Source organism: Microvirga subterranea (assembly GCF_003350535.1).
Classification (GTDB): Bacteria; Pseudomonadota; Alphaproteobacteria; order Rhizobiales; family Beijerinckiaceae; genus Microvirga; species Microvirga subterranea.
In genome coordinates this window covers 1-15,426 of record NZ_QQBB01000023.1, presented here as the reverse complement: position 1 = coordinate 15,426, position 15,426 = coordinate 1, and the positions used below count along the sequence as shown (strand labels likewise).

At 62.2% G+C, this 15,426-nt stretch carries 14 protein-coding genes and 2 pseudogenes; 3 read left to right on the top strand and 13 right to left on the bottom strand.

Features of this window, described 5'->3' with window-relative positions:
- Positions 1-363, top strand: a 363-nt coding sequence (locus tag DES45_RS24330) for an integrase core domain-containing protein (RefSeq protein ID WP_147282508.1), incomplete at its 5' end; no start/stop codon positions are given.
- A 286-nt stretch (positions 364-649) separates the two neighbouring features.
- Here DES45_RS24330 and DES45_RS24325 read toward each other — a convergent pair.
- The 7 genes from DES45_RS24325 to DES45_RS24295 all read right to left on the bottom strand — a co-directional run bounded on the left by DES45_RS24325 (position 650) and on the right by DES45_RS24295 (position 10,159).
- Positions 650-1,468 (bottom strand): M55 family metallopeptidase, encoded by an 819-nt coding sequence (locus DES45_RS24325; RefSeq protein ID WP_114773512.1) that lies wholly within the window; start codon positions 1,466-1,468, stop codon positions 650-652.
- A 76-nt stretch (positions 1,469-1,544) separates the two neighbouring features.
- Positions 1,545-2,438 carry an ABC transporter permease subunit gene (locus DES45_RS24320; protein ID WP_114773511.1) on the bottom strand — a complete coding sequence of 298 codons (894 nt, stop codon included), beginning with the start codon at positions 2,436-2,438 and terminating at the stop codon, positions 1,545-1,547.
- Entirely contained in the window at positions 2,435-3,355 is a 921-nt protein-coding gene (gsiC, locus tag DES45_RS24315) for a glutathione ABC transporter permease GsiC (RefSeq protein ID WP_114773510.1), read from the bottom strand. Before gsiC ends, DES45_RS24320 begins: the two co-directional genes overlap by 4 nt.
- Before the next feature lie 53 nt (positions 3,356-3,408).
- A complete protein-coding gene (gsiB, locus tag DES45_RS24310; protein ID WP_114773508.1) occupies positions 3,409-4,935 on the bottom strand; it encodes a glutathione ABC transporter substrate-binding protein GsiB in 1,527 nt (508 codons plus the stop codon).
- Between the two features lie 22 nt (positions 4,936-4,957).
- On the bottom strand, positions 4,958-6,805 hold the full coding sequence (locus tag DES45_RS24305; protein ID WP_114773513.1) for a dipeptide ABC transporter ATP-binding protein: 1,848 nt from the start codon (positions 6,803-6,805) through the stop codon (positions 4,958-4,960).
- A gap of 811 nt (positions 6,806-7,616) precedes the next feature.
- Positions 7,617-8,438 (bottom strand): creatininase family protein, encoded by an 822-nt coding sequence (locus DES45_RS24300; RefSeq protein WP_114773506.1) that lies wholly within the window; start codon positions 8,436-8,438, stop codon positions 7,617-7,619.
- Positions 8,439-8,554: 116 nt separating this feature from the next.
- Positions 8,555-10,159: an ABC transporter substrate-binding protein gene (locus tag DES45_RS24295; protein ID WP_114773504.1), complete on the bottom strand. Its 1,605-nt coding sequence runs from the start codon at positions 10,157-10,159 to the stop codon at positions 8,555-8,557.
- A gap of 508 nt (positions 10,160-10,667) precedes the next feature.
- Between DES45_RS24295 and DES45_RS24290 the strand changes: the two genes are divergently transcribed.
- On the top strand, positions 10,668-11,405 hold the full coding sequence (locus tag DES45_RS24290; protein WP_114773502.1) for an oxygen-binding di-iron domain-containing protein: 738 nt from the start codon (positions 10,668-10,670) through the stop codon (positions 11,403-11,405).
- Between the two features lie 132 nt (positions 11,406-11,537).
- Here DES45_RS24290 and DES45_RS24285 read toward each other — a convergent pair whose 3' ends face one another.
- The 4 genes from DES45_RS24285 to DES45_RS24270 are packed head-to-tail and all read right to left on the bottom strand — an operon-like array spanning position 11,538 to position 14,210.
- Positions 11,538-12,191: a GNAT family N-acetyltransferase gene (locus tag DES45_RS24285; RefSeq protein WP_114773500.1), complete on the bottom strand. Its 654-nt coding sequence runs from the start codon at positions 12,189-12,191 to the stop codon at positions 11,538-11,540.
- Positions 12,137-13,567: an NAD(P)-binding domain-containing protein gene (locus DES45_RS24280; RefSeq protein WP_114773498.1), complete on the bottom strand. Its 1,431-nt coding sequence runs from the start codon at positions 13,565-13,567 to the stop codon at positions 12,137-12,139. The genes DES45_RS24285 and DES45_RS24280 overlap by 55 nt, the downstream gene beginning before the upstream one ends.
- Positions 13,568-13,585: 18 nt before the next feature.
- Positions 13,586-13,840: a DUF1127 domain-containing protein gene (locus DES45_RS24275; protein ID WP_114773496.1), complete on the bottom strand. Its 255-nt coding sequence runs from the start codon at positions 13,838-13,840 to the stop codon at positions 13,586-13,588.
- 52 nt (positions 13,841-13,892) lie between these two features.
- Entirely contained in the window at positions 13,893-14,210 is a 318-nt protein-coding gene (locus DES45_RS24270) for an ArsR/SmtB family transcription factor (protein ID WP_114773494.1), read from the bottom strand.
- A 394-nt stretch (positions 14,211-14,604) separates the two neighbouring features.
- Between DES45_RS24270 and DES45_RS24265 the strand changes: the two are divergent.
- Positions 14,605-14,760: pseudogene (locus DES45_RS24265) on the top strand (DUF938 domain-containing protein); the annotation flags it as partial.
- 60 nt (positions 14,761-14,820) lie between these two features.
- Here DES45_RS24265 and DES45_RS24260 read toward each other — a convergent pair.
- Both DES45_RS24260 and DES45_RS24255 read right to left on the bottom strand, forming a co-directional pair.
- A pseudogene (locus DES45_RS24260) lies at positions 14,821-15,231 on the bottom strand (DDE-type integrase/transposase/recombinase); the annotation flags it as partial.
- Between the two features lie 73 nt (positions 15,232-15,304).
- A partial coding sequence (locus DES45_RS24255) for an integrase core domain-containing protein (RefSeq protein ID WP_147282507.1) occupies positions 15,305-15,426 on the bottom strand: 122 nt, incomplete at its 5' end.

Genomic DNA, 15,426 nt, shown 5'->3' with positions numbered 1-15,426 from the left:
CTGTCGGATAACGGCTCGAGCTACATCGCGTCGGATCTAGCCTCGTGGCTGGAAGCCAAGGGCATGAGCCATGTGCGTGGAGCACCGTATCATCCCATGACGCAGGGCAAGATCGAGCGCTGGCACCAGACGCTCAAGAACCGCATCCTGCTGGAGAACTACTTCCTCCCTGGCGAACTGGAGGCGCAGATCGAGGCCTTTGTGGCGCACTATAATCACCAACGCTACCACGAGAGCCTGAGCAACCTGACGCCTGCCGATGTCTATTTCCGACGTGGAGAGGCCATTCTGATGGAGAGAGAAAGGATCAAACGGCAGACCATTCAAACCCGACGCTTGCAGCACCAGATGCAGGCCGCTTAATCTGCAACCCAGGTGAGCCAGAGCCTCCCTTAGTTCAGACCGCCCGCTGTCTCAAAAACTCTGACAACGGACACCGGGATTACACACTGACCAAAGCGCTTCTTCCGAGAAGTGCCAAAAACGGACCTTATATGGCTTGTGCTGCTAAACTCGACGAAGCGGTTGCTGGCGTTGCTTGTCTAGAAAACTGTGCTCAGGAAGAGGAAGATGCTCAGCTCCAGTGCGACTAGTTGGAACCCACACTAAGAGAATAACGCTCCGTTAGGATGGAAGAGCCGTAGATACGTCAGCGCAGTGCAGCCGACAGCGCCGAGAGGGTATTCACCCAACGTACCGCATGCTCGACTGTCTCTGATTCGAAGGAAACTGTCACAGCATCCAGCCGGGTCGCCGCCGGAATCACCGCTGCGAGATCGCATAAAGCAGGTGTGTTGAGCTCGATCTCAAGCCGATAGGGACTTCCGAGAATGAACGGCGGGATGGATGATGCACTGCGGACAGCCACTTCTGCTTGGGCCCTAATGAACGCCCGCGCTCGCTCGGGAGAAAAGCTACGCGCAACACGCTGTCCATGGGCATACTTGACGACAACGTGGTGTGCCTCAGGGAAAAAGGGCTTTGTCTCTGCCTGAAGTTGATCATCGCCCGTAAGCAAGATCACCGGGACGCCGAGACTTCCGGCATAGGCTCCATAGAGCCCGGCCTCCCCCACTTCATGTCCGTTCAACCGGATCCGGCCAAAGGCAAAGCCGTTCGTCGTGTGGGCGAGAACCCCTGCTGAGCGTGCCTTAGCATGATAACCAAGGCAGAAGATGCCAGCATGCTCAGAACTGAGCCCTTCAAACATGTTGAGAGGCTTTGGTTTCCCCGAAATCAGTTCAGCGCGGGAATCGATCTCGTCGGGCAGCAGGTTGCGCATGTCCCCGTGCGAATCATTGACGAGAATGTCTGTCGCCCCCCCGGCGAACGCACCTTCGATCGCCGCATTAACCTCCAGTGTCATGAGGCGCCGGGCTCGCTCGTATTCGCCATTGCCCATGCTGACCTGCTGAGGGTTCACGACGCCTGCTACGCCTTCGATGTCGGCAGAGATGTAAATCTTCATCAGCGCAGTCCTCCACCGCCAAAGGGATGGGAATTGCCATCTCCCCTGCGGCCCGCCTCGTTAGACAACCGATCTGCTAAACTTGACTGAGCTTGGGATCGAGGGCGTCTCGAAGCCCGTCACCAAGAAGATTAAAGGCGAGAACCGTCAGGAAGATCGCTAGCCCAGGGAAGAATGTCAGATGATCGGCAACACCGATGAAGCTACGCCCTGCCGAGAGCATAGCGCCCCATTCAGGCGTCGGAGGCTGTGCTCCAAGACCGATAAAGCTGAGACTTGCGGCAGTAAGGATCGATGTTCCGAACCGCATCGAGAAGTAGACAATAACGCTGGGAAGTGCTCCTGGAAGGATGTGCCGAGCCATCAGGATAGCGTTGCGGACGCCGATAGCGCGAGCGGCATCCACATATACGGCCCGCTTAAGAGCCAGGGTTGAGCCACGCACCAAACGGGCGAATACCGGAATGCTGAATACGGCTACCGCCCAGATGACGTTCTCAATCCCAGGGCCGAGGATCGCCACGATACCGATGGCGAGCAGGATCCCCGGAAAGGCCAGGAGTACGTCGCAGATGCGCATGATTACGCGATCCATCCAGCCTTCGTAGAAGCCGCTGATCAGTCCGAGCATGATCCCGACGATGCCGCCGATGGTCACCGCTAGGAAACCCACCATCAGCGAGATGCCAGCGCCATGCATGATACGGCTCAGAATGTCGCGGCCGTAGTCGTCCGTTCCTGCCCAATGTAACCAGGAGGGTCCTTCGAGCACGTGCTCGTAATCGGGGGCAGCGGGATCGTAAGGCGCGATCCACGGCGCCAGGAGGGCGACGAGCACTAGAAGAATCAGAAACACACCGGCGGCGACAGCCACCTTCTGCCTACGAAACTTGCGCCAGAACTCTGACCAGGGCGTGCGGATGCTCTCCGACGCGAGGGTCGAGGAAGACGACATGACTGCGCCGCTCATCGATAACGGATCTCCGGGTTCACGAGCGCATAGAGAACATCGACCAGAAGGTTGATGAGTATGAACTCAAGCGAGAACAGAAGAATTTCGGCCTGGATCACGGGGTAGTCGCGGAACGACACCGAATCGACGAGGAGGCGCCCCAAACCTGGCCAGGCGAATACGGTCTCCACGACGATGGAGCCGCCGAGAAGGAAACCGAACTGAAGTCCGACCATCGTGATGATCGGGATCAGCGCATTGCGCAGAACGTGCTTCCAGACAACGAGACGTTCGAAAACACCCTTGGCTCGCGCGGTCCGAACATAGTCTTCCCGGGCGATCTCGATGAACGAGGATCGCGTGAAGCGCGCCATCACAGCCGCGACACCGGCGCCCAACGTGATGGATGGCAGGACGAAGTGGGCCCAGGTACCGTAGCCGCTGGTCGGAAACCATCCCAAACGGACGGAAAACCAGTCGATCAGCAGCAGCCCGAGCCAGAAGGACGGCAGGGATATGCCCGACACGGCTACGAGCATGCCGCCGTGGTCCTGCCAACGCCCGCGCCGGACTGCGGATGAAACGCCGATGACGAGGCCGAAGACAGTGGCCCACGCCATGCTGATCACGGTCAGCCAGAAGGTGGGCATGAACCGCTCCCCGATCTCGTCGGAGACGGCTCTGCGGGTCTTGAGCGATGTGCCGAAATCGCCCTGCAACACGTTGCCGACATAGGTGATGTACTGCTCCCATAGGGGGCGGTCGAGACCAAGGGCTGTACGCACAACCGCAACATCCTGCTCGGTCGCATCCTGGCCCGCCACGAGCCGCGCGGGGTCACCCGGCAGAAGGTGCACGAAGGCGAAAACAAGAACCGAAATGAGCAGCAGTACCGGCAGGATGCCGATCAGGCGCTGGACGAGATATCTGAGCATAGCAAACCGCGAGTGGCGCCCTGAGACCGATTCTGGTCCCAGGGCGATCCTTACTAGTTGAGTTCGGCTTCTTCGAGCAGAATGCCGCGGTCCGGCAGGTAGTAGGCACCGGACAGCGACTTGGACTTGGCGGCCAAGAGGCGCTCGACCCCGAGGTAGATCCACGGTGCGTTCTTCCAGGCCACTTCCTGTGCCTTGGCGTAGGCCTCGGCGCGCTTCTCCTTGTCGGCGGTGGCGAGGCCGGCCTTGATCGCGGCATCCACCTCAGGGTTACTGAAGTACGCGACGTTGAACATCTTCGGCGGGAAGCTCTCACCAAAGAGAAGCGGACGCAGTTGCCAGTCGGCATCACCGGTCGACGCGGACCATCCGCCGTAATAGAGCTGCACGGTGGTCTCTTCCGGCTTCGACACCCCCCAGATCTTCTGCGCAGCGACACCAGCCTCGAGCGGAGTGACCTTCAGCTTCACGTTTACCTGCGCCAGTTGCTGCTGCAGGAACTGCATGGCGCGGATAGAGGTCGTGTTGTTGCCGGCGAAGATCTCAGTCTCGAAACCGTCAGGGTAGCCGGCCTCCTTGAGGAGTTCCTTGGCCTTGGCGACATCGAACGGCCATTCCTGCTGCTTGGCATAGAACGGCAGGCCCGGAGGAACGACCGAATCCATCGGATCCGCATTGCCGTTGTAGACGATCTTGGCGTAGGCGCGCTTGTCGACGGCGTAGTTCAGCGCCTGGCGGACACGAATGTCGTTGAATGGCTTCTTGAGGTTGTTCATCGCCACGTACCAGGTGACGATTGACGGTTTTGAGATGACGTCGAGCTTCGGGTTTTTCTCAGCGACGGACGCCATTTCGGGCGGCAGCGGGTAGATAAATTGTGCCTCTCCCGTCTGGACCATGGCGAGCCGCGATCCATTCTCAGGCACGCTGCGGAGCGTGACGCTATCCACTTTCGGCAGACCCTGCTTCCAGTAGTTCTCGTTCTTGGCCACCTTCAAGGTGTCGGCCTGCCAACTCACGAACTTGTACGGACCCGTTCCAACGGGGTTGCGCATCACTTCCTTGCCGTACTTCTCCAGTGCGGCTGGACTGTGAATCATGGCACCGGGATGCGCCAGGTTGTTGATCATCGCGCCGAAGGGCTCCTTCAGCGACAGCTTGATCGTTTCATCATCGACGACCGTGAACTGGGACACCATGTTCACGAGGCTGGCCCGGCTGAGCCGGTTCTCCGGGTTTGCCAACCGCTCGAAATTGATCTTCACTGCTTGAGCATTGAAGGGCGTGCCATCGTGAAACTTGACGCCCTTGCGCAGGCGGATGGTGAACTCGGTCGCCTCAGGAGTAGCCTCATAGCTCTCCGCAAGGACGGGAACCAGCTTCATGTCCTTGTCGAAGCCGAAAAGGCCCTGCAGGATCAGCCGCGATGCGGACTGGGACAGGGTGTCGTTCGCGTTGTGCGGGTCCAAACCCGTGAGATTGTCGGGTACACCGACCACGAGGTCCTTGGCAGCCCAGGCAGGCGTTGCCACAGACAGGAGCAGTGCTCCCGCTATGGCTGCTTTCTTGAAACTAAACATACCTTCTCCCTTGGTTGTACGTCTATGCGGAGTAGATGCCCACCGGATGCTGAGCAACAAAGTGGCCGCCCGACACGTTCACGAGCGGCGCGACCATCGGCTCGTCGCCCACGCGCCGCGTGGGACTTGGAACTTCTCCGGTGATCAGGGGACGCTCACGACCGCGCAGGCGTGGGTCGGCGATCGGCACTGCAGATAGCAGCCGGCGGGTGTAGGGATGTTGCGGGTTCTCGAAGATGTCGCGGCGTGTTCCGATCTCTACAATCTGGCCGAGATACATGACAGCAACCCGGTGGCTAATGCGCTCAACGACAGCCATGTCGTGAGAAATGAAGAGATAGGCCACGCCCAGACGCGACTGCAGATCCATGAGCAGGTTAATGACCTGCGCCCGAATGGACACATCGAGAGCCGCGACCGACTCATCTGCAATAATTAGTCTCGGATCGGAGGCAAGAGCCCGGGCGATACAGATCCGTTGCCGCTGGCCACCTGAAAATTCATGCGGATACCGCTCGGCATGCGTTGGTTGTAAGCCGACGTGTTGCAGCAACTCTGCCACCCGCTCTCGTACGGCAGGACCTTTCATCAGTCCATGGGTAAGGAGAGGCTCCGCGATACTGAATCCAACGGTCAAACGCGGATTAAGCGACGCGTACGGATCTTGGAAGATGTACTGGATCTTGCGTCTCAATCCGCGGCGTTCGCCGGCCGACAGGGTGGCTAAGTCGCGACCTTCAAACCGGATAATGCCGCTGGTCGGCTCTAGGAGCTGCATCAGGGTGCGTCCGGTGGTGGACTTACCGCACCCGGATTCTCCGACGAGCGAGAGGGTCTCGCCTGGCATGATATCGAAGCTGACGCCTTCGACCGCGTGCACCCGTGCTGTGACCCGGCTGAAGATTCCTTTATGCACATCGAACCGCGTGACGAGATTCTCCACCCGAAGAAGCGGTTCGGCCTTTGCGATCACAGTATCGTGCAGGGGCTCTGTAGTCTCGGCCGTCGCGTCTGAGCTGACAAGCGGGAACCGCGCGGGCAGGTTGCTCCCCTTCATGGCACCGAGCCGAGGAACAGCGCTTAAGAGCGATTTCGTGTAAGGATGTTGCGGAGAAGAAAAGATTTCCGCAGTTGTGCCCTCTTCAACCCTGCGGCCTTTGTACATCACCACCACGCGATCAGCGATTTCCGCCACCACGCCCATGTCGTGGGTGATGAACATCATTGCCATGTTCATCTCGTCCTGCAGTTGTTGCATCAGCCGCAGGATCTGGGCCTGAATCGTGACATCGAGCGCCGTGGTTGGCTCGTCGGCGATGAGAAGACCAGGACGGCAGGACAGGGCCATCGCGATCATCACGCGCTGGCGCATCCCGCCGGACAGCTGATGCGGATATGCATCCAGAAGGCGCTTGGCCTCCGGAAGACGTACCTTTTCCAGGAGCTGGAGCGCCTCTGCACGAGCGGCTTTCGCATCCTTGTCTTGGTGGAGAAGGATAGCCTCGCTGATTTGATCTCCGATCGTGAAGACCGGGTTGAGCGACGTCATCGGCTCTTGAAAAACCATAGCAATTTCATCGCCACGCATCGGCCGGAGATCACCGGCGGCTCCTTGGGCGAGATCCCGTACCGCGTCACTCCGGGTGCGATAGAGGAGCTTCCCACCGGCGATACGTCCGCCTCCGTATTCGAGCAGCCGCATGATGCTCAAGGCAGTCACGGATTTGCCCGAGCCGGACTCGCCAACAACCGCTAGCGTCTCCTTGGGCCTGATGTCGAAGCTTAAGCTGTCGATAACGGTGACGGGGCCGCGCTCCGACGGGAACTCGACCGAGAGGTCGCGGATCGAAAGTAAGGTTTCCGTATTCATCATTCTTGCCGGCGACCTCGGCGCATAGTCCGGGTTCCACTATCCGGAGTATCTATCGTGCAGGTCGTGTTCCGTACAACCACAAGAGCCTCTTGGGTAATTCTGGACCGAGGGCCAACGTCCAGTGGTTCAGATGGCGACGCCGATCCTTCCCGCGGGTCATCGGCCACCTCGACAGTGGCAGGAAGCGCCTTGTAGCGGACGGATTCCATGAATAGCAACCCTATGCACCTATTGTCACACCGGAACTGAGGGAGGCGGTCGGCCTCGCCCAACTGTGTGGCAGAAGGAGCCCGTATCTCAGTACCGGTTGAGTGTTGCCCGGCCTGTGCGGGAAATGAGATGTGCGGCCGAATTTGGAAGGAACTACTGCTTCCGTCGCTCCGCGCACGTCGTGCAGAACATGCCCAATCAACGGCTTCGGAACATCGTGCTAGCGCTACACACCAAGTTGAGCGCAGATCCGTCGAGGATGACCGCGAAACATGATTACGGGAACGCGGAGCGTGTCTTCCGCGTCAAACTGAGCCTTGTAGCCTGATCTCATGAGAGGCGCTTACCCATGACAGCGGATTCTGACGTTCAGAAAGGCCGTGATCGACACGGCGGTCGCGCGGACGGACACCCCTCGACTACATTCCCTGATCAGCGTCGCGCGAACCAGGGCGAGGAGTTGAGGCATGACTATTGACCCACGGATGGTTTATCGCCCGCAGGCACATGGGACATGATCACGTCATCGACCAGCGGGATGCCGGCCTACCGTCGGCCACCGCATGAGCATGACGGGCGGCTCTGGAGTTGTGTTATGTTATTCGGCCTTTCCGGAGGTCGTTCCCTGCCCCCGGTCCCACTGCCAGACCGGATCCGGTGCCGACCAGAGACACTCATCACGCATGCTCTTCGCCAATGCGGTGGCCTGGATCGCAAGAAATTGCTCTCCCTTCTCGCGAGTGGCCGGGCGCGGGTCGCCCCACGTCCCGGTGACCGGAGCCCGCTCCGAGAACGAGTAGAAGCGCGAGAAGCCTTGGGGAGCCTCAGCGCGCCTGGGAGCCTGCTGCACGGCCTCGTCGAACTTGTCCGTGCGCACAATGTCCCCAGCGATCGCCAGCATCACCGAGGTCTCACCCTCACAGGCATGCTTCGGCGTTTCGGATTCGGCGATCGCCGCGATCTCGTCGCGCGCCAGCATCCACGGGGTGGTCGCGACGATGGGCATGGCGAACGTCACCGCGAGCTCCCGCGCGGCGACGGCCAGCGGGTCGATGTTGCCGCCATGGCCGTTGACGATGAGGAGACGCTTGAATCCAAGGGCCTTCAGCGAGCGCACGATGGAGCGGAGCACGCTGTGGTAAGCCTCGTAATCGAGGCTGATCGTGCCACCGAAGGGAAGGTGATGCTCGCTCATGCCGAGCCAGAGGCCCGGCAGCACGGCAACAGGGATTTCATCGGTGACCAGTCGTGCCGCCCGGACCGCGGCCGCGCTGGCGCTGGCCGTATCGGTGATCACCGGAAGGTGGGGGCCATGCTGCTCGAGCGAGCCCACCGGGAGCACCGCCAGTGCGTTTGGACGTGCTGCTATGTCCCTGAGTTCCGGGGCCGTCATTCGGGCCCATTCCACCTCAATCGTCATTGGTCTCTTCCGTCTGTTTGCAATCGTCACATGGAGCGCGGCTGTTCGCGCGGATCCCGTGCGGATCTATCCGCACGGGCGTCATTCGACCCTGGACCCGGGTAGCGCCGCGTGTCCTACTTGCTGAGAGATACACCATAGAACGGCTGCCCGCCGAAGAAATGCATCTTGTAACCGGAGACTTCCTTGCGAATCGGCGTGAAGGCCTGAGCATTGGCGAAGAGGATCGCCGGCGCTTCGTCGTAGAAGATCTTTTGGAGCTCGACATAGATCTTGGCGCGCTCGGCTTGGTCGCCGATGGAATTCGCACGCGTCAGCTTCTCGGAGAATTCCTTGTTGCACCAGCGGGCCCGGTTGCCTCCGGTGGCGACGGCATCACAGCTCCAGCTCAGGGACAGGAGTTGGCTCGGATCCGGGTAGTCCCACGTGCTCCCGCTCATCGCGACCTCGTGCTCGCCCTGTCGGGTGCGCTTGAGGTACTCGCCCCATTCGAACGTCGTGATCTCGGCCTGGATGCCGACCTTGGCCCAATCCGCCTGGATCAGTTCAGCCGCACGGCGTCCATTCGGCATGTACGCCCTGACCACCGGGATGGCCCACAGCGTCGTCTTGAAGCCATTGGGATACCCGGCCTCGGCAAGAAGCTTCTTGGCCTTCTCGGGATCGTACTCGCGGACCTTGAGGTCGTCGTTGTGCCCCCATAGGGTCGGCGGAATGAGGGCTGCGGTCGGCGTGCCGGTGCCCTGGTAGACGGCTTGGACGAGAGCCGGGACGTTCGTGGCATAGCTCAGGGCCTCACGGACGCGGTGGTCATCGAAGGGCTTCTTCTGGTTGTTGAAGGCCAGGTAGCTCATGTCTGCGATCGTACCGGACTGAACATTCAGGTTGGGATCGGCCTTCATCGGGGCGAGATCGCCGGGGTTGGGATAGCGTGCGATGTGGCATTCGCCCGCTTTCACCTTGGCGTAGCGGATGCTGGGATCGGGCGTGATCGCAAAGACGAGATCGCTGACCTGCGCCGTCCGATCAGACAGGCCCGCGGCCGCGCCCCAGTACTGGGGGAAGCGCCTGAAGCGCACGGTGGCGTCCTTCTGATAGGCCACGAAGCTGAAGGGGCCCGTCCCGACCGGGACCTGATCGACCTGCTCCGGCGTGCCGGCCTTTTGCATGGCGTCCGCGTATTCGGCCGAGAGGATGGACATCGGTTCGACGGAGATCGCGCCGAGCAGGGCAGCCTCGGGCCGCTTGAGCACGAACCGAACGGTGTAGTCATCGACCTTTTCGACAGCCTTCAGGAAGGGCGCCACGAGACCCGCATAGTACTCGTAGCCTCCCCGTCCGACTTTATGGAATGGGTGCTGCTCGTCCATCATCCGCTGGAACGAGAAGACCACGTCATCGGCATTGAACTCCCGCGTCGGCTTGAAGGCCTGGGTCGAATGCCAGCTCACGCCTTTCCTGAGCTTGAAGGTATATGCGAGGCCGTCATCCGAGACGGTCCACGACTCCGCGAGGCCCGGCACGATCTTGGAGCCCCCGCGCTCGACGCTGACGAGCCTGTCGTAAACCTGGGCGGCGACATCGAATGCCGTGTTGGCGGTGGAAAACTGGGGGTTGAGGAAATCCGGGCTGGCTTCGGTACACACCACCAGCGTTTCGGCGGAAGCCATACCCATCATGCCGAGGAGGGCGAGGCCGGCGGCAGTCGTGCGACGAAGCATTGTGTTCTCCCGGGTTCAAACCTGTCTAGATCTTAACGAGCCGCAGTCGGACAGCAAGACTGCGGGAGACCGTGCCCACATACGGCTCCGCAACGGGATCGGACGAACCGCGTCGTGGACGAACGCACAGGAAATTGCACCTCGGGCGAGGCGGACTTGCCACGCAAATCCTCTCCGGCTGATAATGATGACCTAGACTTGAGCACGTGGGGCCGGACTGTGATCCGTCGATTCGTATGTCCTCATGCTGTCCAGGAGGTCTGGTGCCATGGGAGGAACCGGATCGATCATGACCGCGGCAACGCCGGCCGCAAGAACCGAAGCACTGTCGCTGTTGGATCGCCTCTGCGCGAGACGCTCTACATCGCCCCGGCACCTCACGGCGCCCGGTCCGTCCGATCTGGATGCCGAGGCCATCAGGGTTTCCTGAGCTGGCCCCTGCCGCAATTCCGGACGGAAGTCCGGATCTAATCCCAGCCGGCGCGGGGGCGAGCCAGGGAGCACTCCGATGGAAACACGCATCGACGAGATCGGCGACCGCATCTACCGCCTCTCGACCCACGTGCCCGACATCGTGCCGCCGGCCGGCTTCACCTTCAACCAGTTCCTCGTGCTCGGCGACGAGCCGCTCCTGTTCCATACCGGGTTGCGGAAGATGTTCCCGCTCGTGTCCGAAGCCGTGTCCCGGATCATGCCCATCCAGGACCTGCGCTGGATCACCTTCGGCCACTACGAGGCCGACGAGTGCGGCGCCATGAACGAGTGGTTGGCCGTGGCGCCGAACGCGCAGATCGCGCATGGGATGACAGGATGTCTCGTATCGCTGAATGACATGGCGGATCGCCCGCCGCGGGTGCTGTCGAACGGCGAGGTGATCGACATCGGCGGCAAGCGGATCCAGTACATCGACACGCCGCATGTGCCACACGGCTGGGATGCCGGCGTGATCTTCGAGGAGACCAGCCGGACGCTGTTCTGCGGCGATCTCTTCACTCATCTGGGCAACGGCCCTGCGATCACCGAAGGCGACATCGTGGGCCCAGCGCTTGCGGCCGAGGACATCTTCTACGACACGAGCCTCGGGCCGAGCATCGCGCCGACGGTCCGCCGACTGGCAGACCTTGCCCCGCGCACCCTGGCCCTGATGCACGGTTCGTCCTTCGTCGGTGACACGGCCGCAGCCCTCCACAACTTGGCCAGTGCTTACGATCGGCGCCTGCGTGCCGCGATGGCCGGGACGACCTGACACCCGGGCACTCCGCCGCCCCGGCCTGGAGGAAGGTGAGCAGGTGTATCCTGATCACGGAGGCCGTGACCGCACGGATTGCTCCGCAAGCCTCCCCAGGTGAGGCCCCGGGGACCATTTTACCAAGCGTTCTCAAGTCACCGGACGCGTCGGCGGCTCGGACATGCCGCACCCGAGGGGGCGCTGCATCAGCACCGACGAGAGCCAGCGCCCGTGCTTGTAGCCGATGCCCTTCAGGATGCCGACAGGTTCGAATCCCAAGCTCCTGTGCAGCCCGATGGAGCCTTTCGATTCCTCGTCGCCGAGGACCGCGACCATCAGGCGGAAATCCCTAGCCTCGCATTCCTCAATCAGGGCGGCGAGCAGCAGTCGCCCGATGCCCTGCCCCTGGGCCTGCGGGGCGATGTAGATCGAATCCTCCACCGTCGAGCGATAGGCGAGCCGCGTCCGGTAGGCGCTCGCATAGGCACAGCCCAGAACCATGCCGTTTTTCTCCGCCGCGAGATAGGGACAACCGCCCTCCCGAAGGGCGCTCCGGCGCCGCGCCATCTCGGCTCGATCGGGTGGGTCGAGTTCGAAAGATGCGGTGCCGTGAATCACCGCATGGGCATAGATGGCGGTGATCGCGTCGAGATCGGATTCGGACGAAGGGCGGATGACAAGGCTCGTGCGGTTCTCTTGAGCATTTTCCGTAAAAGGGGGAATGGTGGTCCAATCTGGGAAGACTGTCCTCAGCAGCAGCCGGCCGATTCCGCAACCTTCCCCGGCGTCCTCGCGGGAGCGCATCCGCAGCCCGATTGACCCGCGGCCTTGGCCTCGGCATCCGCGACGCAGCAGGCATCGACCTTCACCGGGGCGGGGGCGTCGCAGCATTCCGAGGATGCAGGCGTACCGCCAACGGGAAGGTTGGTCGAGCACACGCCCGTCTCCGGCAGGACCAGGTGGACGTCGTCGGCTGCCGCGAGGTCTCCGGCGATGGCCGCCACGACCGAGCGGACCTGCTCGTAGCCCGTTAGCATCAGGAAGGTCGGCGCGCGGCCGTAGCTCTTGATGCCGACCGTAAAGAAGCCCGGCTCCGGATGGGCGAGCTCACGGTGGCCGTGCGGCGGGACCGACCCGCACGAGTGCAGGTTCGGGTCGATCAAGGGGCCGAGCGCCTTCGCGCTCTCCAGCCAGGGGTCGAGATCGAGCCGCAGCTCGCGGGTCAGGTTTAGGTCCGGGCGCTGTCCGGTGGCGACGACGATCCGGTCGACGGGACCGATCTCTCGGAAGCCCTGCGCCGTCTCGCCCTCGACAACGACCTGTTCGCCAGCCGCCCGCACGCGGAGGACCGAGAAGCCGGCAACCAGCGTGGCCCCTCCGCTGTCGACGAGCGCCTTGAGGCTGGACCCGAGCTGGCCGCGGGCCGGGAGCTGGTCGGCGCTGCCGCCGCCATAGACCCGCATCAGGTTCTCACCGCGGGTCGCCCACACGATGGACGTCGCGGGGTTGCGCTCCGCCAGCCGGGCGAGGTCGAGGAGGACGTTGGCGGCGGAGTGTCCGGCGCCGACCACCAGCGTCGTCCTGCCCTCGTAGGTGGCGCGGTCGCGGCCGAGCACATCCGGGATGCCGTAGGCGAGGCTTGCCGCACTCTCGGCCTCGCCCTCCGCGAGGATGCCGCCTGCGCCGAGGGGATTGGGAGCCGTCCACGTCCCGGAGGCGTCGATCACCGCCCGCGCCAGGTCGCGCCGGATGGCGCCGTTGCCGTCAGAGACGGCGATCACGAACGGCTTGGTCCCGCGGCCCTTGCTGAGCACCTTGTCGGCGCCCTGGCGGGTGATCGCCTTCACAGTGGCGCCGGTCTCGATTACCACCGCCATCTCCGGCGTCTCGGCGAGCGGCCTGAGGTAGGCCTCGTAAAGGTCCGACCCAGTTGGCATGGCCTTGCCGGGCGGCTCCTGCCAGCCATGGGCCTGGAGCAGGGAGCGAGCGGCCGGGTCGGTGTTGTACTCCCACGGCGAGAACAGGCGGACGTGGCCCCAGTCGCGTACATTGGCGGCAACGGTCGCGTCCGCCTCGTAGACCTTCACGGGGAGGCAGCGCTGGATCAGGTGGGCGGCGGCGGCCAAGCCGACTGGGCCTGCGCCGATGACGGCAATGGGAAGGTTATCGAGCGTGGTCATGGGAGGATTCCTTGTCTGTCAGCAGCAGGAGGCGGGGCATGGAACGAAACCGTCGCGTACGCGCTCGACGAAGACGCGTCCGTGGCAGCACAGGATCTTGAGCATCCGGGAGGAATCGCGGTGGCGGCGTTGGGCCAGGATGGCGACGACGTCCGCCCGCTGGAGGCCGATGTCGCGCAGGAGATGGTCATCCAGCTCGTTGAGGGCGGTGACCTGCCGACGGTTCCGGGCCGCACGGACGAGGTGGAGGACGAAGGGAAGGAAGCCAGGCATCGGTCACTCCTTTTGATATTTCCGGAATTATGGAAATATCAGGCCAAAATAATCAGGTGGCGTTCTCCGCCTGGGTTCCGCATCCGGCGTCGGCGCAGCACTCGTCGGCCAGGAAGCCGATGAGGCCATTCATCGCCGCGTAGCTGGCCCGGCAGATCAGGGTCGTTGCCTGCCGCTCCTGCGTCACCAGCCCGGTCAGAAGTAGCCGCTGGAGGTGATGTGAGAGCGTCGACGGCGGGATACCGAGGCGCTCCTGGATCTGCCCGACCGGCAGGCCAGCCTCTCCGGCCCGCACCAGGGTGCGGTAGACTTGGAGCCGGGTGGTGTTCCCAAGTGCTTCGAGCTGTTTGGCTGCTTGTTCGACATTCATGGAAATACGGTGCGCCTACTCGGGCCGGCTGTCAAGCGGTATTTCTAGAATTTTCGAATAAAGGGAAGCCGTGTCCGAGCGCCTGCGTCGTGGTGCTTGTCGATCATGTTCAAAACGACCAGCCTGGTGCATGCTAGGAGGCAGGATCCACGGGACTCCCGAAAGTGGACCTCTACATGGCCACGCGTCAGGGCCGCAGGTGATCTGAAACGGGGCTGAGGAATATGTCGCAGCGCTGAATGGAGGGACGTTGGCGTGCAATGCCGACGGGTTTCCCGGATAATCATTTTCTTATCCGGTGTGGCGAACCAGCCGACCGGACGCGCATATGAGGGGAGCGACCATCAGAATGACGAGCTCAAGGAACATAGAGGCAGTCCTGACGTCGCCATAGGTGGCACGCAACCGCGAGCCGATCCTGGTCGTCCTGCAGCGGATCCTGCCCCGGGCAGGAATGGTTCTGGAGATTGCCAGCGGGACCGGTGAGCATGCGGTCCACTTCGCCGCCGCGCTGCCGCACCTGACATGGCAACCCACCGATCAGGACGAACGGTGTTGTGACGTTAACCAGCATCAGCCGCATTGAGACAAATTCGGCCGCATGACGGTTTCAAGAGGCGACATTCGCTGCGACTTTCCACTCGGCCATGGCGTTGAGGCGGTGAAGGTGGGTAGCACGGGCAGAGCGGCGGGAGCGGGGTGAAACGAAGAGATTGCGGACAGCAGAGAACACGCTGACGAACCGCTGCAGGTACTTGGGCAATCGAAAGCCTTGCCTCGCCCGTTCTCGCCGGCGGAACGAGAGATGCGAATTCTCCGCCCGATTGTTGAGCCCCTTGTGCGAGCGGTGTTCGACGTCCGGCATGATCTGACGCCGGGCGGCCGAGTAGGAGCCGAGTTTGTCGGTGATCCTGCGCCGGGGTGGGCCACCCTGTTTCTTCAACAGGCGCTTCAGCAAGCGCTTGGCCGCCTTGGTGCCGCGGCGCGTCTGCACGATCTCGTCGAGCACATAACTGGCCTGCCCCATGTGGGTGATCCGGGTGTGATGTTAATTCAGTGTTGGTTTGGACCTGCCCCCATATATGATCCACGAGCTACGCAACTTTCCGGGCTTGGTAAGTTTGTTGGGCGAAGGCGCTCGGGGTCAAGCCACCGAGCGCTGTATGTGGCCTGGTCTCATTGTAGTCTCTCCTCCAGTCTTCAATCCGCTCTCTGG